The organism is Leclercia sp. G3L (assembly GCF_021117075.1).
Lineage (GTDB): Bacteria > Pseudomonadota > Gammaproteobacteria > Enterobacterales > Enterobacteriaceae > Enterobacter > Enterobacter adecarboxylatus_C.
Genome location: NZ_CP088265.1, coordinates 2,872,033 through 2,897,912, shown reverse-complemented (window position 1 = coordinate 2,897,912; position 25,880 = coordinate 2,872,033). Strand labels below are relative to the sequence as shown.

General features: G+C 54.3%; 24 protein-coding genes, 2 tRNA genes, 5 pseudogenes and 1 other annotated feature. Of the genes and pseudogenes, 14 read left to right on the top strand and 17 right to left on the bottom strand.

Going from position 1 to position 25,880, the window contains the following annotated elements; genetic code table 11:
- Positions 1–606: 606 nt before the first annotated feature.
- Together LRS40_RS15150 and LRS40_RS15145 are read right to left on the bottom strand one after the other, a co-directional pair.
- Positions 607–1,185 carry an RHS repeat-associated core domain-containing protein gene (locus LRS40_RS15150; protein ID WP_231311953.1) on the bottom strand — a complete coding sequence of 193 codons (579 nt, stop codon included), beginning with the start codon at positions 1,183–1,185 and terminating at the stop codon, positions 607–609.
- 91 nt (positions 1,186–1,276) lie between these two features.
- On the bottom strand, positions 1,277–1,450 hold the full coding sequence (locus tag LRS40_RS15145) for a hypothetical protein (RefSeq protein WP_231311952.1): 174 nt from the start codon (positions 1,448–1,450) through the stop codon (positions 1,277–1,279).
- Positions 1,451–1,497: 47 nt separating this feature from the next.
- Here LRS40_RS15145 and LRS40_RS15140 point away from each other — a divergent pair.
- Positions 1,498–1,602, top strand: a pseudogene (locus LRS40_RS15140) (DUF520 family protein); the annotation flags it as partial.
- A gap of 57 nt (positions 1,603–1,659) precedes the next feature.
- Here the strand turns inward: LRS40_RS15140 and LRS40_RS15135 are convergent.
- Together LRS40_RS15135 and LRS40_RS15130 are read right to left on the bottom strand one after the other, a co-directional pair.
- Positions 1,660–3,390, bottom strand: a complete 1,731-nt coding sequence (locus LRS40_RS15135) for a hypothetical protein (protein ID WP_231311951.1) — start codon at positions 3,388–3,390, stop codon at positions 1,660–1,662.
- Between the two features lie 56 nt (positions 3,391–3,446).
- A pseudogene (locus LRS40_RS15130) lies at positions 3,447–4,145 on the bottom strand (hypothetical protein); the annotation flags it as partial.
- 55 nt (positions 4,146–4,200) lie between these two features.
- Between LRS40_RS15130 and LRS40_RS15125 the strand changes: the two are divergent.
- A protein-coding gene (locus tag LRS40_RS15125) for an IS1 family transposase (protein WP_223216367.1) occupies positions 4,201–4,898 on the top strand; the annotation gives its coding sequence in 2 pieces (ribosomal slippage) (positions 4,201–4,450 and positions 4,450–4,898; 699 coding nt in all).
- Between the two features lie 15 nt (positions 4,899–4,913).
- Here the strand turns inward: LRS40_RS15125 and LRS40_RS15120 are convergent.
- A pseudogene (locus LRS40_RS15120) lies at positions 4,914–5,300 on the bottom strand (toxin-antitoxin system YwqK family antitoxin); the annotation flags it as partial.
- 54 nt (positions 5,301–5,354) lie between these two features.
- Here LRS40_RS15120 and LRS40_RS15115 point away from each other — a divergent pair.
- Positions 5,355–6,052, top strand: a protein-coding gene (locus tag LRS40_RS15115) for an IS1 family transposase (protein WP_223216367.1) whose coding sequence is annotated in 2 segments (ribosomal slippage) — positions 5,355–5,604 and positions 5,604–6,052 — 699 coding nt in all. Because the reading frame shifts where the segments join, the coding sequence is not laid out codon by codon here.
- Positions 6,053–6,124: 72 nt separating this feature from the next.
- Here the strand turns inward: LRS40_RS15115 and LRS40_RS15110 are convergent.
- The 3 genes and pseudogenes from LRS40_RS15110 to LRS40_RS15100 form a co-directional block, all read right to left on the bottom strand.
- A pseudogene (locus LRS40_RS15110) lies at positions 6,125–6,642 on the bottom strand (IS630 family transposase); the annotation flags it as partial.
- Positions 6,643–6,824: 182 nt separating this feature from the next.
- Positions 6,825–6,900 (bottom strand) — tRNA-Asn (locus LRS40_RS15105).
- An 80-nt stretch (positions 6,901–6,980) separates the two neighbouring features.
- A complete protein-coding gene (locus LRS40_RS15100; RefSeq protein ID WP_231311950.1) occupies positions 6,981–8,489 on the bottom strand; it encodes an EmmdR/YeeO family multidrug/toxin efflux MATE transporter in 1,509 nt (502 codons plus the stop codon).
- Positions 8,490–8,650: 161 nt separating this feature from the next.
- On the opposite strand from LRS40_RS15100, the gene LRS40_RS15095 reads away from it, so the two are divergent.
- Positions 8,651–8,726, top strand: a tRNA-Asn gene (locus LRS40_RS15095).
- Between the two features lie 110 nt (positions 8,727–8,836).
- Here LRS40_RS15095 and LRS40_RS15090 read toward each other — a convergent pair.
- From LRS40_RS15090 to dacD, 4 genes are all read right to left on the bottom strand, one after another.
- Entirely contained in the window at positions 8,837–9,172 is a 336-nt protein-coding gene (locus LRS40_RS15090) for a DUF496 family protein (RefSeq protein WP_103180181.1), read from the bottom strand.
- A 167-nt stretch (positions 9,173–9,339) separates the two neighbouring features.
- Positions 9,340–10,398: an FUSC family protein gene (locus LRS40_RS15085; RefSeq protein WP_231311949.1), complete on the bottom strand. Its 1,059-nt coding sequence runs from the start codon at positions 10,396–10,398 to the stop codon at positions 9,340–9,342.
- A gap of 102 nt (positions 10,399–10,500) precedes the next feature.
- Complete coding sequence (sbmC, locus tag LRS40_RS15080) at positions 10,501–10,974, bottom strand: DNA gyrase inhibitor SbmC (protein ID WP_142486344.1); 474 nt, start codon at positions 10,972–10,974, stop codon at positions 10,501–10,503.
- 121 nt (positions 10,975–11,095) lie between these two features.
- Positions 11,096–12,268, bottom strand: coding sequence for a serine-type D-Ala-D-Ala carboxypeptidase DacD (gene dacD / locus LRS40_RS15075; protein ID WP_231313898.1), 1,173 nt, complete (start codon positions 12,266–12,268; stop codon positions 11,096–11,098).
- Between the two features lie 204 nt (positions 12,269–12,472).
- Between dacD and sbcB the strand changes: the two genes are divergently transcribed.
- Complete coding sequence (gene sbcB, locus LRS40_RS15070; protein ID WP_231311948.1) at positions 12,473–13,897, top strand: exodeoxyribonuclease I; 1,425 nt, start codon at positions 12,473–12,475, stop codon at positions 13,895–13,897.
- Positions 13,898–13,985: 88 nt separating this feature from the next.
- On the opposite strand, the gene LRS40_RS15065 is transcribed toward sbcB, so the two are convergent.
- The 4 genes and pseudogenes from LRS40_RS15065 to LRS40_RS15055 form a co-directional block, all read right to left on the bottom strand.
- Positions 13,986–15,344: an APC family permease gene (locus LRS40_RS15065; protein ID WP_231311947.1), complete on the bottom strand. Its 1,359-nt coding sequence runs from the start codon at positions 15,342–15,344 to the stop codon at positions 13,986–13,988.
- Positions 15,334–15,396, bottom strand: coding sequence for a membrane protein YoeI (gene yoeI, locus LRS40_RS24780; protein WP_138370007.1), 63 nt, complete (start codon positions 15,394–15,396; stop codon positions 15,334–15,336). Before yoeI ends, LRS40_RS15065 begins: the two co-directional genes overlap by 11 nt.
- 159 nt (positions 15,397–15,555) lie before the next feature.
- Positions 15,556–16,541, bottom strand: a pseudogene (locus LRS40_RS15060) (LysR family transcriptional regulator).
- Between the two features lie 40 nt (positions 16,542–16,581).
- The gene (locus tag LRS40_RS15055; protein WP_142486349.1) at positions 16,582–17,409 is read right to left on the bottom strand and encodes an SDR family oxidoreductase; all 828 of its coding nucleotides are present in this window, start codon (positions 17,407–17,409) and stop codon (positions 16,582–16,584) included.
- 174 nt (positions 17,410–17,583) lie between these two features.
- Between LRS40_RS15055 and hisL the strand changes: the two genes are divergently transcribed.
- From hisL to hisIE, 9 genes are all read left to right on the top strand, one after another.
- Positions 17,584–17,634: a his operon leader peptide gene (hisL, locus tag LRS40_RS15050; protein WP_001364200.1), complete on the top strand. Its 51-nt coding sequence runs from the start codon at positions 17,584–17,586 to the stop codon at positions 17,632–17,634.
- Positions 17,610–17,734: a sequence feature (His leader region), on the top strand. Its footprint overlaps the gene before it by 25 nt.
- A 45-nt stretch (positions 17,735–17,779) precedes the next feature.
- Positions 17,780–18,679, top strand: coding sequence for an ATP phosphoribosyltransferase (gene hisG / locus LRS40_RS15045; RefSeq protein WP_103180189.1), 900 nt, complete (start codon positions 17,780–17,782; stop codon positions 18,677–18,679).
- 5 nt (positions 18,680–18,684) lie between these two features.
- Positions 18,685–19,989, top strand: a complete 1,305-nt coding sequence (gene hisD, locus LRS40_RS15040) for a histidinol dehydrogenase (protein ID WP_231311946.1) — start codon at positions 18,685–18,687, stop codon at positions 19,987–19,989.
- Positions 19,986–21,047: a histidinol-phosphate transaminase gene (gene hisC, locus LRS40_RS15035; RefSeq protein ID WP_231311945.1), complete on the top strand. Its 1,062-nt coding sequence runs from the start codon at positions 19,986–19,988 to the stop codon at positions 21,045–21,047. The genes hisD and hisC overlap by 4 nt, the downstream gene beginning before the upstream one ends.
- Positions 21,044–22,111 carry a bifunctional histidinol-phosphatase/imidazoleglycerol-phosphate dehydratase HisB gene (gene hisB, locus LRS40_RS15030; RefSeq protein WP_231311944.1) on the top strand — a complete coding sequence of 356 codons (1,068 nt, stop codon included), beginning with the start codon at positions 21,044–21,046 and terminating at the stop codon, positions 22,109–22,111. Before hisC ends, hisB begins: the two co-directional genes overlap by 4 nt.
- On the top strand, positions 22,111–22,701 hold the full coding sequence (gene hisH / locus LRS40_RS15025) for an imidazole glycerol phosphate synthase subunit HisH (protein ID WP_142486353.1): 591 nt from the start codon (positions 22,111–22,113) through the stop codon (positions 22,699–22,701). Before hisB ends, hisH begins: the two co-directional genes overlap by 1 nt.
- Positions 22,701–23,438: a 1-(5-phosphoribosyl)-5-[(5-phosphoribosylamino)methylideneamino]imidazole-4-carboxamide isomerase gene (gene hisA, locus LRS40_RS15020; protein WP_231311943.1), complete on the top strand. Its 738-nt coding sequence runs from the start codon at positions 22,701–22,703 to the stop codon at positions 23,436–23,438. Before hisH ends, hisA begins: the two co-directional genes overlap by 1 nt.
- Positions 23,420–24,196, top strand: coding sequence for an imidazole glycerol phosphate synthase subunit HisF (gene hisF / locus LRS40_RS15015; protein ID WP_231311942.1), 777 nt, complete (start codon positions 23,420–23,422; stop codon positions 24,194–24,196). The genes hisA and hisF overlap by 19 nt, the downstream gene beginning before the upstream one ends.
- The gene (gene hisIE, locus LRS40_RS15010) at positions 24,190–24,801 is read left to right on the top strand and encodes a bifunctional phosphoribosyl-AMP cyclohydrolase/phosphoribosyl-ATP diphosphatase HisIE (protein ID WP_231311941.1); all 612 of its coding nucleotides are present in this window, start codon (positions 24,190–24,192) and stop codon (positions 24,799–24,801) included. The genes hisF and hisIE overlap by 7 nt, the downstream gene beginning before the upstream one ends.
- A gap of 43 nt (positions 24,802–24,844) precedes the next feature.
- Here hisIE and wzzB read toward each other — a convergent pair whose 3' ends face one another.
- Positions 24,845–25,825, bottom strand: coding sequence for an LPS O-antigen chain length determinant protein WzzB (gene wzzB / locus LRS40_RS15005; protein ID WP_231311940.1), 981 nt, complete (start codon positions 25,823–25,825; stop codon positions 24,845–24,847).
- Between the last annotated feature and the right edge of the window lie 55 nt (positions 25,826–25,880).

The following is a 25,880-nucleotide window of genomic DNA, read 5'->3' as shown; positions in this document are numbered from 1 at the left end:
GCTGACGCCCTCACCCACCGGGTGAGGGCGAACCTGCAAAAGCAAAAAGCCCGCTTAAGTTTCCTTAAGCGGGCTTCTTAAATATGGCTCCTCTGACTGGATGCGATATCTAATATATCTCTTTGAATTTTAATTAATTTAGTTTTAAATATTAAAACGAGGGCCTCAATAAGGCCCCAAATGTTATTGCTGTTATTAAATGTGATATATATCACGTTTGTGATTGTTGTTCTGACCGTAGGTAGATATGGCGGTTGGCTCTGTGCCAGGAGGACGACAGACCAATCCCTCCGTAAAAACAGCATTTACCGCCTTAACCGCAGCCACCTTGCCAGCTATAGTGTGTCCGCTGCCCGCCAAGCGCTGGCTGCAGCCGTTTTGCAACCTCGGATGCCATCTCCCAGGAAATTCATCGTTGTATCAGGAAATACAGGCCATGCCGTTTGACTGGAAAGATCTTATCACACCCATTGTGACCGTCACTGAGGTCTTAGGGGACATAATCATGTATGGTCTTTCTTTGGGTCTTGTGTTTAAGGGCCTTCTGTTCCCGGACACCCATCCAATCCCAGTGGATCCACCCACCCCAGCGGATCATGTACATAACTATAGGTATTCAAACCGAATCGAAATCGGATCCTTACTGATATACCTCCCCGCTAACGGATTAAAGTACCGGTAGCGGTTAAAATGCAGCCCTGATTCTTCATCGGCATACTGCCCCTGCAAACGCAGTGGCTGGCAGATACCCGCCTGCATTTCTGTATGGCCGTAGGTGTGATAAATGGCACTCCACAGTACGTTGCCGTCCTCGTCCAGCAGCTCCTGCGGTGTACCGATATGGTCGTTGATGTAGTAGCTGACGGTGCTGCCGACGCCGCGTCCTTTAAGCTGAGCCAGCGGGCGGAAGCTGCCGCCCGGCTCGTACAGGTAGCTGGTGCAGTCAAAGTCGGTGGCTTTCGTGTGCCGTTTAAACATGAGGCTGCGGGTAAAATGCGCGTGCGCTTCGTCACACTCGGTGACCATTCGGCCGTCCTGCCAGAAGAACAGGGTGGATTTGCCGGTTTCCTCGTTGGTCTTGCGGATGCGCCTGTCGAAGACGTCATACTCATAGCGCCACGAGTGGGTGAGGGTGTGGCGCGGAAAGCCTTCATCATCATAGTGGCGCACATCGGTAAAGCGCACCAGCCGGTGCTCGCAGTTCCATTCAAATCGGTGCTCGCGGCACTGCGCCTTGCCCCAACGGTCAGCGATGAGATTGCCGAACTCGTCGTACTCATAGTGGTGGTCTGCCCTGTAGTAGCAGGCGGTCGCCTTTGACTTTCGCCTGATGCTCGCCACCTTCGGGCGGCATGTTCATGCACAGCAGGTTGTCGTCGCCGTCAAAGCTGAACTCCTCTTGCAGGGCGTTCCAGCGCGGGTCTTCCGGCAGGCGGTATTGGGTCAACATTAATATCTTGCGGTAATCTCTGTGGGTTTGGATTCGGATTTACGTTAGTGCGTGTGACCGGTAAATCCCGCGACGATCTGCAGGCAGCGATGCAGCTGGTGCGCGGCGGCAATCTGGGCCAGCCGTTCCAGTTCAAAAACTTCCGCGATTGATTTTTCCCGCCCGCCGCCTTCCCGCATGTGAGAAAGGTGGCCGGGCGGGTAAATCCATTAAGGCGTGGCTTTTTTAGGCTCTGCGGCCTTGTTATACAACGCCTGAATCAGCGCCTGCTGTTCCGCTCCCGGCGTGATACCCAATCTGTGAAAAATATTCCCAATCTGATAAAGCTGCTGATTACCGGTGTCGTCCTGGCGGGTAATCGACGCCTGCGTGGTTAATTTTTTCAGCGTAAAGGTAATATGTTCCTGACACTCGGGCGTGTTTTCAGCACAAATCTGGTGTAACAGCATCAGGTTTTTATTATCGACCCTATCTGCGTTAATCATCAATTCTCTTGCCTGACTCCACTGTTTTGCATTCATGTAGTGGTCGATCATCGCCTCCTCTTCTAGAGAGGGAACGTGCTGATGTAACACCCGTTTGGCATTCACCGTGTCGTTGCCATAGCCGTAAAGCTCCGCAAGTCTTTGAAAGGAACGCGACATATCTTCATCAGGCCAGGCTTTTGCTTGGCTGATGTAAATCGCCTCGGCGCTGACGGCTAATGTTTGCGCTGCCTCAGGATGACCAATTTCTTCGAGCACTTCACCCATTTCATTTGTTGCATCTTCCCATTCGGCGAACGTCAGGGTTTGCGCCTCGGCGGAGAGAGTTGCGATATGCTTTTCTGCCACAGCATTCTGCTTATGCTGAAAGAGATTCTTCAGCGCTTTGATTTTGTACTCGTAGCAATACCTGTCGTCGTAGCAGGTATATTCCGGCGCGCTCATCAGCAAATCGATACGCTTATTCATCAGCGCGACATCATCAAGCTTGCTTAATAAATCAATCAGCTCCATTTCAATGCGCGGCGAAGGGGCAAAATTGAATATTTTATCGACCTGCGTCACATAGGTTGAAAGCGTCTCCTGATAATTCTGTGTCAGCTCGTTTTTCTTATAAAAAGAGAGCAATCCCGGTAATGAATACTGGAAATAGTTTCCTTTATTGCCGGTTGCTTTGCGCAATCTCGCAGACAACGCCATCGCCTTCTCTTTATTACCCGTGGCGTAATAGATCTCCATCAGGTCGAGATACTCCTGATAACGGTAGGCTTCAGCACTCGGTTGTTGAGCAATAGCCGTATCAAACATTTTCAGCGCGCTATCTGCGTAAACCAACGCCTTTGCGGTGTCGCCCTTGGCATGGTACTGCTTCGCAATAATAACCAGCATTTTTAGCTGAGTATAAGGAACAACAATTTTATCAGCGTAATTTTCATTATAAATAGCGGCGGTTTTATCAGGCTCTGAGTGCCAGGATTCTAAAAACGTGGCTAAATAAAAATTCCTCGCGTCGGGATTTTTGCTAAGAAGGGCTAAGGCTTTTTCAGGCTGTTTGCGATTAACCCAGCCATCAACGTAGCTCTCGTAGGCGGTAATGCTCGACGGTTTATCGAGACCAATTTTGGACAGGAAAACCATCGCGGCATCCGGGCTATTATTTTCAGCGATCCACGAGGCCTCACGGTTTAGCGAAAACTTCGCATCATTCGATTGTGTGTCCAGCTTTTTCAGTAATGCATCCGCACGGCTCATCGGGCCGTACATAAACAGTTCCCTGTGTAATTCAAACCAGGCTGCCTGCGATTTAAAAGTGGTGTTTTCATTTAAAGGGACGGCATTTTGCAGTTTCTGTTCGACAACTGACCAGACATCAGGCGATTGCTGACTTTGTGCAAGGCTCTGATAAGAGTAAAAAACCGTGGCGGCTGTGAGTAATGTGGCGAATTTAAATTTCATAGCAACGTGTATCCTTTCAGTTCCGTTTGAATAGCCTCTTTACAGCAAAGTCATATTTACTTAGTTTGAGGCGTTAATTCCTTTAAGGCTGCCAGTGCAGGTTTGACGCCGCCTTTTACCGCCGCTGTAAGATGAAGTTTGGCTTTGTTGAGGTCTTTCTCAACGCCATCACCATTCCTGTACATGAGTCCAAGGTTATAGTGCGCCTGAGCATTTCCCTGGTCAGCGGATTTTTTAATCCACTTATAGGCTTCCGGCAGGTTTTTCGGCATTCCTTCGCCGATAAGATTTAAATATCCCACTTCTAACTGCGCATCACTTTCGCCAAGCTCTGCCGCTTTGAATAAATAGGAGAGATATTTTTTTCTGTCTTGCGCTACGCCATCACCGTCGTTGTACGCATAGGCCAAAAAGAGAAGCGCGCCGGGATGATTTTGCTCTGCGGACTGAGTTAACCATTTCATCGCCGCATCGTAGTTTGTGCATTCAAACTCATACTTACCTAAATGATATTGCGCAGTGCTGTCACCCTGCTTTGCCTTATTAGTGACGTCAGTCGGCGCATATAGCTCTGAAAGCTCTTCATCGTTGTGGTAACAACGAATGTATTTTATGCCGTCTTCATCATAGGCTTCTTCTGTACCTTCCTTGTCGCCATCGACATAGGGCAGCGCACTTAAGACCTTACCCGTACGATCGTTAAACTCTCTTTTCAGGCCGTTTCTTTCATCATTAGCAAACATAACCTCTTCAACGGTAATGGTGCCAACTTACTGATTTAGTGTACGATGGTGTTTTTGAGGTGCTCCCGTGGCTTCCATCTCCATCAGTTGTCCCTCCTGCTCAGCTACTGAAGGCGTGGTGCGTAACGGTAAAAGTACTGCCGGACATCAGCGCTATCTCTGCTCTCACTGCCGTAAAACATGGCAGCTACAGTTCACTTACACCGCCTCTCAGCCCGGTACACACCAGAAAATCATTGATATGGCCATGAATGGTGTTGGATGCCGGGCAACCGCCCGCATTATGGGCGTTGGCCTCAACACGATTTTACGTCACTTAAAAAACTCAGGCCGCAGTCGGTAACCTCGCGCATACAGCCGGGCAGTGATGTGATTGTCTGCGCTGAAATGGACGAACAGTGGGGCTACGTCGGTGCTAAATCACGTCAGCGCTGGCTGTTTTACGCGTATGACAGGATACGGAGGACGGTTGTGGCGCACGTCTTCGGTGAACGCACTCTGGCCACACTGGAGCGTCTTCTGAGCCTGCTGTCGGCCTTTGAGGTCGTGGTATGGATGACGGATGGCTGGCCGCTGTATGAATCCCGCCTGAAGGGAAAGCTGCACGTAATCAGCAAGCGTTACACTCAGCGAATTGAGCGGCATAACCTGAATCTGAGACAACATCTGGCAAGGCTGGGACGGAAGTCACTGTCGTTCTCAAAATCGGTGGAGCTGCATGACAAGGTCATCGGGCATTATCTGAACATAAAACACTATCAGTAAGTTGGAGTCATTACCCTCTTCAACAAGTTTGCCGGTACGTTCGCTCCAGCGGCGATCGGCTCCCTGCTTTTTATCGTCTTTATATTCGGTGGTATAGGTGAGTTTTCCCTGTTCATTCCAGTGCTTAGCGTCCCCATTTAGCATACCGTTTTTATAGGGATAGACTGATTCACGGTGACCATTTTCGTACCACTTTTCGGAATCCCCGTCTAACACATCATGTTTATACATTTTGGATGAGGCAGGCTTTCCGTTGCTGAACCATTCTTTGACCGCACCATGTTTACGGCCTTCACTATCAAAAGAGGATTCTTCTTTGGGATGCCCATTTCCATACCAGCTCTGAGCAGAAAGCTGTTTGCCATTTTTATAGGCCGCTTTAGAAAGGAGTTTGCCCTCTTGGTAATGGTGCCAACTTACTGATTTAGTGTACGATGGTGTTTTTGAGGTGCTCCCGTGGCTTCCATCTCCATCAGTTGTCCCTCCTGCTCAGCTACTGAAGGCGTGGTGCGTAACGGTAAAAGTACTGCCGGACATCAGCGCTATCTCTGCTCTCACTGCCGTAAAACATGGCAGCTACAGTTCACTTACACCGCCTCTCAGCCCGGTACACACCAGAAAATCATTGATATGGCCATGAATGGTGTTGGATGCCGGGCAACCGCCCGCATTATGGGCGTTGGCCTCAACACGATTTTACGTCACTTAAAAAACTCAGGCCGCAGTCGGTAACCTCGCGCATACAGCCGGGCAGTGATGTGATTGTCTGCGCTGAAATGGACGAACAGTGGGGCTACGTCGGTGCTAAATCACGTCAGCGCTGGCTGTTTTACGCGTATGACAGGATACGGAGGACGGTTGTGGCGCACGTCTTCGGTGAACGCACTCTGGCCACACTGGAGCGTCTTCTGAGCCTGCTGTCGGCCTTTGAGGTCGTGGTATGGATGACGGATGGCTGGCCGCTGTATGAATCCCGCCTGAAGGGAAAGCTGCACGTAATCAGCAAGCGTTACACTCAGCGAATTGAGCGGCATAACCTGAATCTGAGACAACATCTGGCAAGGCTGGGACGGAAGTCACTGTCGTTCTCAAAATCGGTGGAGCTGCATGACAAGGTCATCGGGCATTATCTGAACATAAAACACTATCAGTAAGTTGGAGTCATTACCCAGGTTTGGACTGAAAGGGGGATGGTAATGCAGCCTGATATTTACCACCTCCGTCTAGTCTTTCACTAACTGTGAACGGTGGTAACCTGCTCCATCCAGAATGACGTGGATTTTCTGGTTATAATCAGGATAAACCTTTCGTATCTCATTGAAAAAAAATGGATACATTATATTCATTAATGGTTTTATATTCGCAGATTAGCGGTGACGTCAGTGCTTTAAGATTCAGCGCCCCCATGATATCCAGGCGTGTGCGGCTGCCTGTTGTTTTTACTGCTTTTTTCTGGTCTTTGCGTATCCATCCATAGCTGATTTTAGTGGCCTGAGTAGGATGGACTGCATCAATAAAAAGAACCGGTTCATCACCCACAGTTATTTTCAGTTCCTCATAATATTCAATGAATTGCCTTTTTTTTCTCTTCACTGAATTTATGGGGGACGCCTGACGGTTTTTTGTAAGTGAAACTATTACGATGCAGCCACTTATTCATCCCCGGAATGCTGAAAATGATGTTCCATGTCCGGGTGAAAAACGCAATAACATCGCGGGTATGGTGAAATAAATTATCGGATAGCGGTATCAGTGAGTGCCATAGTGGGGGGCTCCATTCGTTCAGCGAACCGTGAGGCCCCCGATTAAGCCCCCAAAAACTACAGATGTCAAAAAACCCGGCAATCCTTACCAGGACAACCGGGTCAATCTAACTGCTTGTTTTATAACGTATCAAGACTCACTCAGACATCTTAATACTAAATATGGCTCCTCTGACTGGACTCGAACCAGTGACATACGGATTAACAGTCCGCCGTTCTACCGACTGAACTACAGAGGAATCGTGTGAACGGGGCGAATATTAGCGATGCCACCTGGCGTTGTCAAAGGCAGAATGCAGATTTTGCATCGTTTGCCGATTTATTCCCCACTTTGCGCATTTGCTACCCGTTCTGAGGCTACAACCGCCACATTGTCACGCTGCGGTCGTGGGTATTTCTTCAGCCAGCGGCCGCTGACCATTCGCCAGTAGAACAGCGCTCCGCGTACCGCCCAGTCGAGGAACATCCCCAGCCAGACCCCGACGACGCCCATCCCCAGCATGATCCCCAGGGTGTAACCCGCCACAACGCGGCAGCCCCACATCCCAAGCATCGAGACCCACATCGCAAAGCGGGCATCGCGCGCCCCTTTCAGCCCGGCAGGCAATACCCACGAGGCGGCCCAGATCGGCATAAAGGCGGCGTTCAGCCAGATGAGGATCACTACCACATCCTTAACGTCCTGCTCATGGGTGTAGAACGAGGCCATCAGGCTGGCGAACGGCGCGGTTCCCCAGGCAATAGCGGTCAGGCCGATGGTCGAGAGCCAGAAGACGTGGCGCAGCTGACGCTCCGCCTGGCCGATCTGGCCCTTCCCAAGTCGTTTACCGGTGATAATGGTGGAGGCCGAGCCGAGGGCGTTGCCCGGCAGGTTGATCAGTGCCGCGATGGAGAAGGCGATAAAGTTACCGGCAATCACGTCGGTACCCATTCCTGCTACGAACATCTGGGTCAGCAGTTTGCCGCCGTTAAACAGTACAGATTCAATGCTGGCAGGCACGCCGATGCCCATCACTTCCCAGATAATGGCGAAGTTGAGCGGTTTGAAATAGCTCTTAATGCTGATGCGCAGCGACGGGTTAAAACCGACCGCCAGCACTACGATGATGGCGATGGCACCGATATAGCGCGAGATTGTCAGCCCCAGACCCGCCCCGACAAAGCCGAGCCCGTCCCAGGAGAAGAGGCCGTAAATCAGCACGCTGCTGATGATAATGTTCAGGATGTTCATCCCGCCGTTAATCAGCAGCGGGATTTTGGTGTTCCCCGCTCCGCGCAGTGCCCCGCTGCCAATCAGCGCAATCGCCGCGGCCGGATAGCTCAGCACCGTCATCTCGAGATACGACAGCGCCAGCGCTTTCACCTCGCCGGTGGCCTCGCCAGCCACCACGTTGATGATCTCTTCACCGAAATAGTGGATCACCGCCGCCAGCACAATGGAGAACAGGGTCATGATCACCAGCGACTGCCTGGCAGCGGCCCTCGCCCGTCGCGGATCGCGTTTCCCCAGGCTAAAGGCCACCACTACCGTGGTCCCGAGATCGATCGCCGCAAAGAATGAAATGATCACCATGTTAAAGCTGTCGGCCAGCCCAACCCCCGCCATCGCCTCTTTGCCGAGCCAGCTGACAAGGAAGGTGCTAAGCACCCCCATCAGCAGGACACAGGTGTTTTCCAGGAAGATAGGCACGGCAAGGGGGGTGATTTCGCGCCAGAAGAGAACCTTGTAGCTCTTACGTTTGGTATACCAGGGCGTGCGCATCACGGCCTGGCGTAAAGCGGAGGTGACGTTCAAAATGGACCTTAGCGAGAAAAGTTGAAACTCCATTTCAAATGATGAGGGAGAAATGCAGATCCTGCAAAGTATTTCCCACAAAAATATGTTGGTAATTACGTCAAACTGACGACGGAATCAGCAGTTGATCGAAATCAGGTAAGATCAGGTTTGACAAAAGTTTTTTCGCCGCTAAGATAACGCTCCACAACGATTCCTCTGTAGTTCAGTCGGTAGAACGGCGGACTGTTAATCCGTATGTCACTGGTTCGAGTCCAGTCAGAGGAGCCACATTTAAGAAGCCTGCTTTCGAGCAGGCTTTTTGCTTTTCCGGGTTCGGCAAACCGCGGACAAAAAAAAGCCCCCCGACAAGTCGGAGGGCTTAGTTTGTTCAGCGACGCTTATTCGCCTTTGGCTTCAGCGTGCTTCATCTCGCCCATGACTTTCAGCTTTTTCGAGATTTCACGACGCTCTTTAGAGATCTCAGCATTTTTGATGATGTAGTCGTCTACGCGGTCTTCGTAGTCGCTTTTCATGCTGGCGATAATGCCCTGGATAGCTTCAACGCTCATGCCTGGTTTGATGTAATCGCTCAGGTTGTCCAGCAGCAGAACACGCTTCTGGTTGTCACGGATCTTTTTCTCAACGTCCTGGATTTCACGTTGCAGTTTGTTCTTGCGGCGGAACAGGCGGACGAATTCCAGAACATCCTGGAAAGAAGGCTTGGTAGTTTCCATTTTTACACCCCTGATAATGTGAGATTCGGATTCGTTTAAACAACCGCGATGCCGTTAACCTTACTGACAGCGATTGCTGATGACAATAATTTTTCCTTTGTCCCTATCATAACCTCAATTTCTGCTGAATCGAAGCAGCAGGCAACACAACCACGCATAGCCGCTTTTTATTTGCGCAATGCACGGCAGATAAGATGTGACAACAGTTCCAGCTGACGCGCAAGCTCCATGCTCAACCATACATAGCCGTGAATGGGCGTTTCCGCCACGTTTTCACTGGACTGATCCTTGATCAGCTGGCGCAGCTCGGCAACGATTTCGTTCAGCCGCTCGGTATTGGCCAGAATCGGCTGCGGATTACCTTCGTAGAGCGCATGAGCGATGGTGAGCAGCGTCTGCTGCGTCATCTGCTGCGTCTCTTTTAAGGTCCGGGCATTCAGCATCACAAAATGGCTGGCCCGGGAGGCCCAGTGGGCGTTGATTTGCAGCTCCAGCATGCAGACCAGATTGCGGCTGACGGTCTGGATAGCTTCGAAAATGGATTTCTGGATATGGGTTTCTTTGCTGGCAGGAGTAATCAGTCCGCGCATTTTGACCACGTCGTTGAGGATGATTTGCAGATGTTTTTCCAGCCGCGGACGTTCCACCAGGTTTGGGGAAAAGCCCGCCTGATAGACCCGATTGAAGGCGGTGACATAGTTCGCCATCTGGATACGCCAGTGCAGGAACGCCCGCTGCGGCCAGATACCGGTAAACAGCATCGCCAGCAGAGAACCGAGGATCACGTCGCCGCTTCGCCACAGGGCGGTATGCATATCCCCGGTGGGCGCGCCTATTACCACCGCAAGGGTGATCCCGATAAGCAACGACTGATAGGGCCGCTTACCCAGCGCCAGCCAGCCGCAGAGGAACATCGCCGCCGCGCACCACAGCAGCATCAGCGGCAGAGAGATTAGCTCCAGCTTCAGGGCAATCAACCCCAGTGCCGAACCCAGAATGGTGCCGCCAATGCGCTCAAACGCGCGCGGCACCACGTTGCCCCAGAAGGAGATGGGCCCCATGATGACTACCAGGGTAATCAGCGGCCATGTCCCTTCCGGCACGTCCAGCAGACGCACCAGTAAAAAGGTAAGGACAAACGCCAGCGCGATACGGCACCCGTGTACGGTGCGGTAATGGCGATATAGTCGAATTTCAAAAGGCGTCAGAGTTTTGTCGGGGCGCACACGCTCTCCAGCATTACGGCAAACCCTGATTGTACTGCGTTTTCTGCCGGAGTGGTGGCACCCGGCAGAAAAACCCTGTGAAGCGTGAGCATACCTGCAGCGTTACGCGACCCGGTTTTGTACCGGAATAAACATCTCGATATCCCAGTAGCCGTCGGCGTTACCGTCGTTCAGGTAACGTTCGAAGCAGGGTTTCGGTGCGATCTGGTAATCGCCATCTTCAAGCAGGCTGTCGAAAAACAGGTTCCAGGGGGTGGCGAAGTCATAATTCTCAACGCGGGCGGTGGCTACCGCGTACTCGCCTTCGGCTACTTCAGTGAGGATCACCCCTTCACTGTTGGTGGGGATGACAAAATCGTCCGGCACGGTGACCACCGTGTCGCAGCGTAACTTTTCAGCGGGCACTTCATCCGGATTATCATAATAGACGGCCACCCACTCCAGCGGCTGAATATGCTTGCCGTCTACCCACATCACCAGTTGCTCAAAACCCTGCTTAACCGTTTGCTCCCAGGGGCCAACCATATGAAAACCGGCGATTTTGCGTTTGTTCTGGTGCTTGATGCTGTAGTCCATGCTGCCTCCGATTGGTTACTGTATATACATACACTGTAATGCAGAGAAAAGCGGTTTAACAATGATGATCTGTCTATTATGCGAGCAGGCTCGCACAGTCGCCAGCCTGCTCATCCTGCCGTCAGGCTTTGTGGTGCAGATAGTCGCTCAGGCGTGAGAACATCCCACCTTTACCCACCCCTTCTAGGGTCACCAGCGGCCAGTGGGCGACCACTTTATCGCGATCGTACAGCTCAATCTCCCCGACCCGCTGATGCGCGGCAATCGGCGCTTCCAGCTCTTTTTTATCCAGCACATATTTGGCTTTAATGTTCGGCAGCTCCGCCTTCGGCAGCGCCAGCCAGAAGTCCTGATCGGTGCCCAGCGAAATCTGCTCTTTATCGCCGTACCAGATACGCTCGATGCCTACCTGCTTACCGTTACGCAGGATCTGCACGGTATCGAAGTTCTGCTGTCCCCAGTGCAGGAGCTTGCGCGCCTGATCCTCACGACCTTTTGGACTCTCGGCCCCCATAATGACGGCAATCAGGCGGCGCTGACCGTCCACGGCAGAGGCGATCAGATTAAAGCCGGCACCGGAAGTGTGACCAGTTTTCAGGCCATCAACGCTGAGGGACTTATCCCACAGCAGGCCGTTACGGTTCTGCTGGGTGATGCCGTTCCAGGTCAGGCTCTTCTCGCTGTACATGTGATAAAACGCCGGCTCACCGTGAATGATGGCACGGGAAAGCACCGCCAGGTCGTACGCCGAGCTGTGCTGGCCCGGGGCGTCCAGACCGTGAACCGTTTCAAAATGGGTATCGCGCAGATTCAGCTTTTTAACGTAGTCGTTCATCATGGTGACGAACTGAGGCTGTCCGCCCGCCACGTAATCGGCCAGCGCCACGCAGGCGTCGTTGCCGGAGTCGACAATCAAACCGCGGCTAAGATCGCGCACCGACACCTGCTCGCCCGCCTTCAGGAACATCAGCGAGGAGCCGTCAAACACCGGATTGCCTTTGGCCCAGGCATCCTGTCCAACCGTGACCATATCGTCCGGGGTGATGCGATGGCTGTCGATGGCGCGATCCACCACGTAGCCGGTCATGAGCTTGGTCAGGCTGGCCGGATTACGCTGCTGATGTTCGTTGCCCGCCGTTAAAATCTGCCCCGTCGTATAATCCATCAGCACCCAGGAGCCTGCCTGGATGGCTGGCGGCTGCGGCGCATAATTAATTGGATCGGCAGCCAGCGCGGAAGAAATGCTCAAAGTGAGTAAAGAAACAGCAATAAACAGACGGCGTTTCAACGGTATATCCTCAGGTCATTTAAAATCGTTGCCCTTTTTACGGAAGTTTTCCGCTGGATACCTGGAATAATTGCAAAAAAATGTGACAGCACGCAGGTTTTTCCCGGACGATGCCTCGCAAATTTGCAAGCTGAGGGCGCTTTTCCTTCGGCGTGCCAGGCCGGATGGTTTACCATAGTGGTGTCACTCATAAACAGGATGGTATTACTGGTGTCTGACTCCGCCGCGCTGCCTACATTTTTATTCCACGATTACGAAACCTTTGGCACCAGCCCCTCGCTGGATCGCCCTGCTCAGTTTGCCGCGATCCGCACCGATGCCGATTTCAATATCATCGGCGAGCCGGAGGTGTTCTTTTGTAAACCCGCAGATGACTATCTGCCCCAGCCCGGTGCGGTGATGGTCACCGGCATTACGCCGCAGGAAGCCCGGGAGAAAGGGGTGAATGAAGCGGAGTTTGCCCGTCGCATTCACGACCTGTTTACCGTGCCCAACACCTGCGTGGTGGGCTACAACAACGTGCGCTTCGATGACGAAGTGACCCGGCATATTTTTTACCGCAACTTCTACGATCCCTATGCCTGGAGCTGGCAAAATAAGAACTCGCGCTGGGATCTGTTGGACGTGATGCGCGCCTGCTATGCCCTGCGCCCGGAGGGGATCGTCTGGCCTGATAATGAAGACGGGCTACCCAGCTTCCGCCTGGAACATCTGACCCGCGCGAACGGCATTGAACACAGCAACGCCCATGACGCGATGGCGGACGTCTACGCCACTATCGCCATGGCGAAGCTGGTGAAGACCCGGCAGCCGAAGCTGTTCGAGTACCTGCTCAGCCATCGCAGTAAACAGAAACTCACCACCCTGATAGACGTGCCGCAGATGAAGCCGCTGATGCACATCTCCGGGATGTTTGGCGCCTGGCGCGGGAATACCAGCTGGGTGGCCCCGCTGGCCTGGCACCCGGAAAACCGCAACGCGGTGATTATGGTGGATTTGGCCGGGGATATTACCCCCCTGCTGACGCTTGAAAGCGACGCCCTGCGCGAGCGGCTGTACACGCCGAAAGAGGCGCTGGGCGACGATGCTGCCGTGCCGGTGAAGCTGGTGCATATTAACAAGTGCCCGGTATTGGCCCCCGCCAATACCCTGCGTCCGGAAGATGCCGAACGGCTGGGTATCGACCGTCAGCACTGCCTGGACAACCTGAAACGGCTGCGTGAGAACCCGCAGGTGCGCGAAAAGGTGGTGGCGATTTTTGCCGAGGCGGAGCCGTTTGTCCCGTCAGAGAACGTTGATGCCCAGCTCTATAACGGCTTTTTCAGCGATGCTGACCGCTCTGCCATGAATATTGTTTTGCAGACCGATCCCCGTAACCTGCCCGCACTGGATATCACCTTTGCCGACCAGCGCATCAACAAGCTGATCTTTAACTACCGGGCGCGTAATTTCCCCGGCACGCTGGATGAGGCCGAGCAGGAACGGTGGTTGCAGCATCGCCGCAATGTGTTTACGCCGGAGTATTTGCAGGCTTACGCCCAGGAGCTGGAGATGCTCTACGGCGAGTATGAAGGCAATGCTGAAAAGCAGGCGCTGTTGAAGGCGCTGTATCAGTATGCGCAGGAGATTGTGTAAGCGCAGGATATAAAAAAACCGGAGGCGATGTTCTCCGGTTTTTTTTGCTTTGCCCGGCGGCGCTACGCTTGCCGGACCTGGAGGTTTGTTATGCTACGTCTTCGTACTGAGGAACCGGGTTGCGGAAGCTTTTGGTTACGCATGCCAGGTAAATCAGGCCGATACCACCCCAGATCAGACCCAGAACCATTGAGCTCTCTTCCAGGTTGATCCACAGCGCACCTACAGTCAGCGCGCCACATACCGGCAGCAGCAGGTAGTTGAAGTGGTCTTTCAGCGTTTTGTTGCGCTTCTCACGGATCCAGAACTGAGAGATCACGGAGAGGTTAACAAAGGTAAAGGCAACCAGCGCACCGAAGTTGATCAGCGCAGTCGCGGTAACCAGGTCGAAGTTAATCGCCAGCAGCGCAATGGCACCCACCAGCAGCACGTTCCATGCCGGGGTACGCCATTTCGGATGAACATAACCGAAGAAGCGAGTCGGGAACACGCCATCACGGCCCATCACGTACATCAGACGGGAAACGCCTGCGTGTGCCGCCATACCGGATGCCAGTACGGTGACGCTGGAGAAGATCAGCACGCCCCACTGGAAGGTTTTACCGGCAACATACAGCATGATTTCTGGCTGTGACGCGTCCGGATCTTTGAAGCGAGAGATATCCGGGAAGTACAGCTGCAGGAAGTAAGAAGCACCGATAAAGATGATGCCGCCAATCAATGCCGTCAGGAAGATAGCGCGCGGAATCACACGCTCAGCGTCTTTGGTCTCTTCAGACAGAGAAGAGATACCGTCGAAGCCGAGGAACGAGAAGCACAGGATAGTCGCACCGGTGATCATCGGCACCACATGCGCGCCTTCAGACCAGAATGGACGGGTGCTGGTCAGCGTACCTGCGCCTTCACCGTGAGAAACGCCGTAAATGATCAGACCCACGATCACCGCAACAATCCCCATCTGCAGGATAACAATCAGGGTGTTGAAGTTGGCAACGGTCTTGATGCTGCGCAGGTTAGAGATGGTCATAAAGGCCACCAGCGCCACAACGAAGATCCACGACGGTACGGAAGGCATCAGCGCTTCGAAGTAAATTTTGGCCAGAAGGATGTTGATCATCGGCATGAACAGGTAGTCCAGCAGGGATGACCAGCCCACCATAAAGCCGACAGCCGGGCTAATGGACTTCTGAGCATAGGTGTACGCAGAGCCTGCGGACGGGAAGCGGCGAACCAGCTTGCCGTAGCTCAGCGCGGTAAAGAGGATCGCGATCAGCGCAAAGGCATATGCCGTTGCAACGTGACCGTCAGTGAGGCCTGAGACGATACCAAACGTATCGAACAGCGTCATCGGCTGCATATAGGCAAGGCCCATCATAACAACCGGAATCAACGTAAGCGTTTTACGTAATTCCACGCGAGAGGTTTTTGGAGTTGCGTTATGCGACATAGTTATTCTCCTTTACGGTGAATACCGCCACGTAAGCGAATGATTGCCCCATTTCTTTCTTCCTCAGCGACAACAACTGTCGGATTTTAGTAAATATCTATCCGGTACGAAGCCCGGCCTCTTGGATTTAATGGTTTTCTTACATGCAAAAAAAAATAACCGACGCCTTTTATATCGTCGATTATTCCATGTTTGCTGCGGCGCATTTTCCCTAAATGATAGTGAAAATGCAAGAGATCGAAAGGCATCCTAAAGTTAAATTTTTATTTAATCGCCTGATTTCTCAGCGGCGCCCTGTGCATAAACGGCAGCGATAGCACTATTTGCTAAAATTTCTTGTCGCCACCATGCACTGGCAAGCCCCGCAGTCTGCTCATTCCAGCCAATCCATACGGAATCATAGCTGGATTGCGCTATGACCTGTTTCTCTACCAGCGCACCGCTTTCAATAAAGCGCTGGGCTAAATAACGTGGCAGATAGCCGCAGCCTAAGCCGCTAATTTGCAGCTCCAGCTTGGTTTTATAATCAAATACGGTAATGGCTTCCTGATCGTCCAGTAGCTGGGAAGAGACCGCGCAGCCGGGTAAGGAACTGTCACCCACCACGATAGCGCGATAATTTTTGATCGTCCGGCGATTCACCGGCTCCGGCTCCTGGGCCAGCGGATGGTGTGGAGCGATGACAAATACCTGTTCCAGTTGTCCGAGACAGGCAAAGCCAAAATCGCTGAGCTGCGGCGGCTCATGCAGTGCGCCGACGACAATATCCGCCCGCCCCTGCACCAGCGACTCCCAGGAGCCGGCCAGCACGCCATTGATAAACTTGAGACGGGTAACGCTGTGTCGCTCGTAGAAGGCCTCGATAAGCGGTGCCAGCAGGGAAAACGGAAAGGTATCATCGACTCCGATAATCAGCTCGTTTTCCCAGCCCTGATGCAGTTTAACGGCCTGCTTTTCCAGCTCACGTACCGTATGCAGTACGTCCCGCCCTTTCTCCAGCAGCATTTGCCCGGTGCGGGTAAAGCGCGCCCGGTGGCCGGAGCGGTCCAGGATCTGAATATTAAGATCGCTTTCGAGCTTGTGAACGGTGTAGCTGAGCGCTGAGGGGGTTTTAAAGAGCTTCGCCGAGGCCGCAGCAAAGCTCCCCTCCTTTTCCAGTGCATCAAGGATAATAAGGACATCCAGCAGCGGTTTCATGCTCACCCCCTTGTGGTGCGCTTACGCTCCGCCAGCGGCGTTACTCCATAGGCATAACCAGCGGATCGGGAAAGAGATACTCAAATCCCAGTTCATGACAGATGCGGTTCCCATCAATCAATTTGCCCTTCCCCTCTCCGGGGGCATCGTGGAAGTGCGGCGGTGCCAGGCCGAGCTGACGCGACATCACCGGATAAAATGTACTGCGTGTTGGATGAGAGGGCGCACATATATTATAGATGTGCCCGCCCTTCGGGGCCTGTAATAGCAGGGTAATTGCGCCGATCACGTCTTCAAGATGCACCAGATTGACGCCATGTTGTCCATCAGGCGCTGATTTTCCGGCAAAAAAACGACCGGGATGACGACCGGGCCCCACCAGCCCCGCCAGGCGTAATATATCCACCTGGGTGCCGGGTAAATTATGCAGCCAGTCTTCCAGCTCTTTTAATACCCGCCCGCTGGCCGTTACCGGCTGGCGCGGCATATTCTCTTTCACCGCGCCTTCCACATCGCCATATACCGACGTGGAACTGGTGAAAATAATGCGGGGAATATGGTACGCCAGGGCGCTGTCGACAATTTCCTGGACTGCCTGCAGATAATAAGACTCCCCCGGCCCGGTGCGACGCGCCGGCAGCGTGATCACCAGCGCATCCACATCACTCATCAGCGTATCCAGATCGTCGGTGTTGCACACCAGCTCTGGCTCCAGGCGCAATTCAACGCTTTCGATGCCGCACATTCGCGCCGCTTCGACCCCATCCGCTGTGGTTTTACTGCCGGTGACCTCCCAGCCCCGCGCCAGTAGCGACATGGCCAGCGGCATTCCAAGCCATCCCAGACCGACAATTGCGACCTTTTTCATGCGTTTTCTCCTGACGTTTACGCCTCTGCTTTAAGGCTACGCCAGCCATACGCAACTGACAATTGATAGCACCAATATGAAATCATTTAATGATTGAAAAAAGCCCTTGCTTTATGTAGCGCAAGTGGTTTAGGTTAAACGACATCACATGAATAAGCATTCATCGAGAATTTTATGACACGCGTTCAATTTAAACACCACCATCATCACCATCATCCTGACTAGTCTTTCAGGCGATGTGTGCTGGAAGACAGTTAGATCTTCCAGCGGTGCATGAACGCAAGAAAAAGCCCCCCGGAAGATCATCTTCCGGGGGCTTTTTTTTGGACCGTATTCAGGCAAGTTACAACAGGATCATGAGGAACCGAAAATGTTAGATAATTCACGTTTACGCATAGCTATGCAGAAATCAGGTCGTCTTAGCGACGATTCCCGCGAACTGCTGGCCCGCTGCGGCATTAAAATTAACCTGCACACTCAGCGCCTGATTGCGCTGGCAGAGAACATGCCAATTGATATTCTGCGCGTGCGTGACGACGACATTCCGGGCCTGGTCATGGACGGCGTAGTGGATCTGGGCATCATTGGCGAAAACGTGCTGGAAGAAGAGCTCCTGACCCGCCGCGCGCAGGGAGAAGACCCGCGCTACTTTACCCTGCGTCGCCTGGACTTTGGCGGCTGCCGCCTGTCGCTGGCGACCGCGGCAGACGAACCCTGGGACGGTCCGGCTTCCCTGAACGGCAAGCGTATCGCGACTTCCTACCCTCACCTGCTGAAGCGTTACCTCGATCAGAAAGGGGTGCAGTTCAAATCCTGCCTGCTGAACGGCTCTGTCGAAGTGGCCCCGCGTGCCGGCCTGGCTGACGCGATTTGTGACCTGGTCTCCACTGGCGCCACCCTGGAAGCCAACGGCCTGCGCGAAGTGGAAGTGATCTACCGCTCCAAAGCCTGCCTGATCCAGCGCGACGGCGAGATGCCGGAAGCCAAACAGCAGCTGATTGACCGCCTGCTGACCCGTATTCAGGGGGTGATCCAGGCCCGCGAATCGAAATACATCATGATGCACGCCCCGACCGAGCGTCTGGATGAAGTCATTGCCCTGTTGCCGGGCGCTGAACGTCCAACCATTCTGCCGCTGGCAGGGGATCAGCAGCGCGTGGCGATGCATATGGTCAGCAGCGAAACCCTGTTCTGGGAAACTATGGAAAAACTGAAAGCGCTGGGCGCCAGCTCAATCCTGGTGTTGCCGATTGAGAAGATGATGGAGTAACAACCATGACCTTTAACACCGTTATCGACTGGAACACCTGTAGCGCAGAACAGCAGCGTGAATTGCTGATGCGCCCGGCCATCTCTGCGTCGGAAAGCATTACCCGCACCGTGGCGGAAATTCTGGAAAATGTGAAAACCCGTGGCGACGATGCCCTGCGGGAGTACAGCGCGAAATTCGACAAAACCGATGTCGGCGCGCTGAAGGTGAGCGAGCAGACGATTGCCGAAGCCGCCGCGCGTCTGAGCGATGAGTTAAAGCAGGCGATGGCCGTCGCGGTGCAGAACATTGATACCTTCCACACCGCGCAGAAGCTGCAAACCGTCGATGTGGAAACCCTCCCCGGCGTGCGCTGCCAGCAGGTGACCCGTCCGGTCGACTCGGTGGGCTTGTATATTCCGGGTGGCTCCGCCCCCCTCTTCTCAACCGTATTGATGCTGGCGACCCCTGCCCGTATCGCCGGCTGTCGCAAAGTGGTGCTCTGCTCTCCGCCGCCGATTGCCGATGAAATTCTGTATGCCGCGCAGCTGTGCGGCGTGCAGGAGATTTTCAACGTCGGCGGGGCGCAGGCTATCGCGGCGCTGGCGCTGGGCACCGAATCTGTGCCGCGGGTGGATAAAATCTTCGGGCCGGGCAACGCCTTTGTGACCGAAGCCAAGCGTCAGGTCAGCCAGCGGCTGGACGGCGCGGCCATCGATATGCCGGCCGGCCCGTCGGAAGTGCTGGTTATCGCCGACAGCGGCGCGACGCCGGATTTCGTGGCCTCCGATTTGCTCTCCCAGGCAGAGCACGGCCCGGACTCGCAGGTGATCCTGCTGACGCCGGATGCCGGTATGGCAAAACGCGTGGGCGAAGCGGTTGAACGTCAGCTGGCCGATCTGCCGCGTGCAGAAACCGCCCGCCAGGCGCTCTCCGCCAGCCGCCTGATCGTGGCCCGGGATCTGGCCCAATGCATCGCTATCTCCAACCTCTACGGCCCTGAGCACCTGATCATCCAGACCCGCAACGCCCGTGAGCTGGTGGACAGCATCACCAGCGCCGGTTCGGTGTTCCTTGGTGACTGGTCCCCGGAATCCGCAGGCGATTACGCCTCCGGAACCAACCACGTGCTGCCGACCTACGGCTATACCGCCACCTGTTCCAGTCTGGGACTGGCGGATTTCCAGAAGCGCATGACCGTGCAGGAACTTTCCCGCGAGGGCTTTGCCTCACTGGCCTCTACCATCGAAACGCTGGCCGCCGCCGAACGTCTGACCGCCCACAAAAATGCCGTGACGCTGCGCGTTGCCGCCCTGAAGGAGCAAGCATGAGTATTGAAGAGTTAGCCCGCGACAACGTTCGCGCCCTGACCCCATATCAGTCTGCCCGCCGTCTGGGTGGTAATGGCGATGTCTGGCTGAATGCCAATGAATTCCCCACTGCCGTCAGCTTCGAGCTGACCCAGCAGACGCTGAACCGCTACCCGGAGTGTCAGCCGAAAGCGGTAATTGAAAACTATGCCGCCTATGCCGGTGTACAGCCGGAGCAGGTGCTGGTCAGCCGCGGAGCGGATGAAGGCATCGAACTGCTGATCCGCGCCTTCTGCGAGCCGGGTAAAGACGCGGTGCTCTACTGCCCGCCGACCTATGGGATGTACAGCGTCAGCGCCGAAACCTTTAACGTTGAGCTGCGTAAAGTGCCTGCTCTGGAAAACTGGCAGCTCGATTTGCAGGGCATTGCCGACAATCTCGACGGCGTGAAGGTGGTGTTTGTCTGCAGCCCGAACAACCCCACCGGCCAGCTGATTAACCCGCAGGATATCCGCACGCTGCTGGAGATGACCCACGGTAAAGCGCTGGTGGTGGCCGATGAAGCCTATATCGAGTTTTGCCCGCAGGCGACGCTCGCCGGCTGGCTGGCGGAATATCCGCACCTGGTGATCCTGCGTACCCTGTCAAAAGCCTTCGCCCTGGCCGGGCTGCGCTGCGGTTTTACGCTGGCGAATAAAGAGGTGATCGATCTGCTGATGAAGGTGATTGCGCCTTATCCGCTCTCGACGCCGGTAGCGGATATCGCCGCCCAGGCGCTGTCGCCAGACGGCATCACCGCCATGCGGCGTCGTGTGGCGCAGATCGTCGACGAGCGTACGTATCTAGTCAGCCAGTTAAAAACTATCCCCTGCGTGGAGCAGGTTTTCGACTCGGAAACCAACTATATTCTGGCGCGTTTTACCGCCTCGAGTGCAGTGTTTAAATCTTTATGGGATCAGGGCATTATCTTACGAGACCAGAACAAACAACCCTCTTTGAGTGGCTGCTTACGCATTACCGTGGGCACCCGGGAAGAGAGCCAGCGCGTTATCGACGCCCTGAATGCGGAGAAAGTATGAGCCAGAAGTACCTCTTTATCGATCGTGACGGCACTATCATTTCGGAACCACCCAGTGATTATCAGGTCGATCGTTTCGACAAGCTGGCCTTTGAAGCCGACGTTATTCCGGTGCTGCTGAAACTGCAGAAAGCCGGTTTTAAGCTGGTGATGATCACTAATCAGGACGGCCTCGGCACCGACAGCTTCCCGCAGGCTGATTTTGACGGCCCGCACGACCTGATGATGCAGATCCTCACCTCTCAGGGCGTGGTGTTTGATGAGGTGTTGATTTGTCCGCATCTGCCTGCCGACAACTGCGACTGCCGTAAGCCGAAAGTGAAGCTGGTTGAGCAGTACCTGGCAGACACGGCGCTGGATAAAGCCAACAGCTATGTCATCGGCGATCGCGCTACGGATATCGAGCTGGCGACCAACATGGGCATCACCGGCCTGCGCTATCAGCGTGAGGGTCTGAACTGGGCGATGATTGGCGATCAGCTGACCAAACGGGACCGCTACTCCCACGTCGAGCGCAATACCAAAGAGACGCAGATTGACGTCAAGGTGTGGCTGGATCGCGAAGGCGGCAGCAAGATCCACACCGGCGTGGGCTTCTTCGATCATATGCTGGATCAGATCGCCACCCACGGGGGCTTCCGCATGGAGATCGGCGTTAAGGGCGATCTCTACATTGACGATCACCACACCGTGGAAGATACCGGCCTGGCGCTGGGCGAAGCGCTGAAGCTGGCGCTGGGTGACAAGCGCGGCATCAGCCGTTTTGGCTTTGTACTGCCGATGGATGAGTGCCTGGCTCGCTGTGCGCTGGATATCTCCGGCCGTCCGCACCTGGAATATAAAGCCGACTTTACCTATCAGCGCGTGGGCGACCTGAGCACCGAGATGGTTGAGCACTTTTTCCGCTCCCTCTCCTACACCATGGGCCTGACGCTGCACCTGAAAACCAAAGGTAAGAACGATCACCACCGAGTGGAGAGCCTGTTTAAGGCCTTCGGCCGCACCCTGCGCCAGGCCATTCGCGTGGAAGGCGATACCCTGCCGTCGTCGAAAGGAGTGCTGTAATGAACGTGGTGATCCTCGATACCGGCTGCGCCAACCTCAATTCGGTGAAATCCGCGATTGCCCGCCACGGTTACGACCCGCTGGTCAGCCGCGATCCGGATGTGGTGCTGCACGCAAGCAAACTCTTTTTACCGGGCGTCGGTACGGCGCAGGCGGCGATGGATCAGATCCACCAGCGTGAGCTGGTTGATCTGATTAAAGCCTGTACCCAGCCGGTGCTGGGTATCTGTCTGGGCATGCAGCTGCTGGGGCGTCGTAGTGAAGAGTCCAACGGCGTGGATCTGCTGGGCATCATCGACGAGGACGTGCCGAAAATGACCGACCACGGCCTGCCACTGCCACACATGGGCTGGAACCGGGTCTATCCCAAAGCGGGCGATCGACTGTTCCGCGGTATTGAGGACGGAGCGTATTTCTATTTTGTTCACAGCTACGCGATGCCGGTAAACGCGAATACCATCGCCCAGTGCCATTACGGCGAGCCCTTCACCGCCGCCGTGCAGAAAGACAATTTCTACGGCGTGCAGTTTCACCCGGAGCGTTCCGGGGCCGCTGGCGCGCAGTTGCTGAAAAACTTCCTGGAGATGTAATGATTATTCCCGCTTTAGATTTAATTGACGGCACGGTTGTTCGTCTGCACCAGGGCGATTACGGTCAGCAACGCGACTACGGCAACGATCCGCTGCCGCGTCTGCAGGACTATGCCGCGCAGGGAGCCGAGGTGCTGCACCTGGTTGACCTGACCGGCGCGAAAGATCCGGCCAAACGCCAGATCCCACTGCTGAAAAAACTGGTCGCGGGCATGAACGTTCCGGTCCAGGTTGGCGGCGGCGTGCGCACCGAAGAGGACGTAGCGGCGCTGCTGGAAGCCGGCGTGGCGCGCGTGGTGGTGGGCTCTACGGCGGTAAAAGATCCTGAGACGGTACAGGGCTGGTTCAAGCGCTTTGGCGCCGACGCGCTGGTGCTTGCGCTGGACGTGCGTATCGACGAACAGGGTAACAAACAGGTCGCGGTCAGCGGCTGGCAGGAGAACTCCGGCGTGACCCTGGAAGCGCTGGTGGAGCGCTATCTGCCGGTGGGTCTGAAGCATGTTTTGTGCACTGATATCTCCCGCGACGGCACGCTGGCCGGTTCTAACGTGTCGCTGTATGAAGAGATCTGTGCCCGTTATCCTCAGGTGGCGTTTCAGTCATCCGGCGGCATTGGTGATTTGAACGATATTGCCGCCCTGCGCGGGACTGGTGTACGTGGGGTCATCGTTGGGCGCGCCCTGCTGGAAGAAAAATTTACGGTTAAGGAGGCGATTCAATGCTGGCAAAACGGATAATTCCTTGTCTCGACGTGCGTGATGGTCAGGTCGTAAAAGGTGTGCAGTTTCGCAACCACGAGATTATCGGCGATATTGTTCCCCTGGCAAAACGCTATGCGGAGGAAGGTGCGGATGAGCTGGTCTTCTACGATATCACCGCCTCCAGCGATGGCCGTGTGGTGGATAAAAGCTGGGTCGCGCGCGTTGCGGAAGTGATTGATATTCCTTTCTGCGTAGCGGGTGGGATTAAATCGGCAGACGACGCGTCAAAGATCCTCTCCTTCGGCGCCGACAAAATTTCCATTAACTCCCCTGCCCTGGCCGATCCTGAGCTCATCACCCGTCTGGCCGATCGTTTTGGCGTACAGTGTATCGTGGTCGGGATTGATACCTGGTTTGACGACGCCACCGGCAAATATCACGTCAATCAGTATACCGGCGATGAGAGCCGTACCCGCGTCACCCAGTGGGAGACGCTGGACTGGGTGCAGGAAGTGCAGAAGCGCGGCGCGGGTGAGATCGTGCTGAACATGATGAACCAGGATGGCGTACGTAACGGCTATGACCTGGCGCAGCTGAAAAAAGTGCGCGAGGTATGCCATGTGCCGCTGATCGCCTCTGGCGGCGCGGGTACGATGGAGCACTTCCTTGAAGCCTTCCGCGATGCCGACGTTGACGGCGCGCTAGCGGCCTCGGTGTTCCACAAGCAGATTATTAATATTGGTGAGTTAAAAACGTTCCTGGCAAATCAGGGCGTGGAGATCAGGGTATGTTAACAGAGCAACAACGTGCGCAGCTGGACTGGGAAAAAACTGACGGCTTAATGCCGGTGGTCGTGCAGCACGCAGTATCCGGTGAAGTGCTGATGCTGGGTTATATGAATCAGGACGCGCTGGCGAAGACCATCGACAGCGGTAAAGTGACCTTTTTCTCGCGCACTAAACAGCGTCTGTGGACCAAGGGCGAAACCTCCGGCCATTTTCTGAACGTGGTCAGCATCACCCCGGACTGCGATAACGATACCTTGCTGGTACTGGTGAACCCAATCGGGCCGACCTGCCATCTGGGCACCAGCAGCTGCTTTGGCGATGCCAGCCACCAGTGGCTGTTCCTGTATCAGCTGGAACAACTTCTGGCCGAGCGCAAAACTGCCGACCCGCAAAGCTCCTACACTGCGAAGCTCTATGCCAGCGGCACCAAGCGCATTGCGCAGAAAGTGGGCGAAGAAGGCGTAGAGACAGCCCTGGCCGCGACCGTTAACGACCGGGCTGAGCTGACGAATGAAGCCTCTGACCTGATGTATCACCTGCTGGTGCTGCTGCAGGATCAGGAGTTAGATTTGACCGCCGTAATTGAGAATCTGCGTCAGCGACACAAATAAAAAACCGGGGAAACCCGGTTTTTTTTCAGCTTGCAGGCCTGTATCAGGCTCTGGTCTGGTAGTTGCGCAGAGCGTTACGACCTAAGACGACGCCAGAGCCAATAATCCCACCCAACAGTACCGCGAGGATCAGTACGATTGAACGTTTCGGGCTGTCACGGCGAATCGGCAGATCTGGCTTCATTACGTAACGATACGCATGGATGGTGGTCGGATCGATTTTCAGTTTCTGAATATCGAGCAGTTTCTGTTTGTTTTGATAGTAGCTGTCGGACAGCGTCAGCGGACGTGAAGATTCATGAGCAATCATGGATTGCAACGCTTCGGTACCTAACAGAAACATTGATTCTTGCGTAACATCTTGTGTCTGCTGAATTTTTGGGGTTGTAACGTTTGCTGCCTCAGCATATTTCAATGCTTCCGTGATCTGTTTGATCCGCAGATCTTTTTGCTCCTGAGCGATGGTTTCCTGGTTACTCAGCACATCGTTCAAACTTGTGACCTGCTGCTTGATGTTATCGTTAAGGTCAACCTGAAGCTCTTTTTGAATCAGCTCATCTACCTGCTGAATATATTGCGCCACCTGCTTTTGTGCCGCTTCGGCCGAAGAACTTACATATTTGATACTCAGAGGGAAGTTTTGTCCTTTTACTGTAGGCTCGATTGTCAGCTTTTCCGCGTCAACCTTGTTTTCCAGCGTCTGGGACAATGCAGAGAAAGAGGCGTTATAGCGAGTGATCACGCTCTCCTGGATATCCGTTAATTTCGGCGCGTTACTACCATAAAGGATATTCATCGCATTGCTGAAACCGCCAATTTGGGCGGCATCAGGTTGAGTAATGATCGCGGTAGATGTCCACTTCTCTTTGGCAAAGGCCAGGTACGCGCCGGCAATCACAAGAGCAATGGCGATAAACGCAGCGATTAACCATTTCCCACGCCACAGCTGCACCAAAAGATCAATCAAATCAATCTGCTCAGGGTCACTGCTTCGCGTGACCACGTTATTGTTGTTCTGCGTCATATAATCCTTCGAAGGCGAAAAAGCGCAAATAATAAAGTTTCAGATATAGTTTATC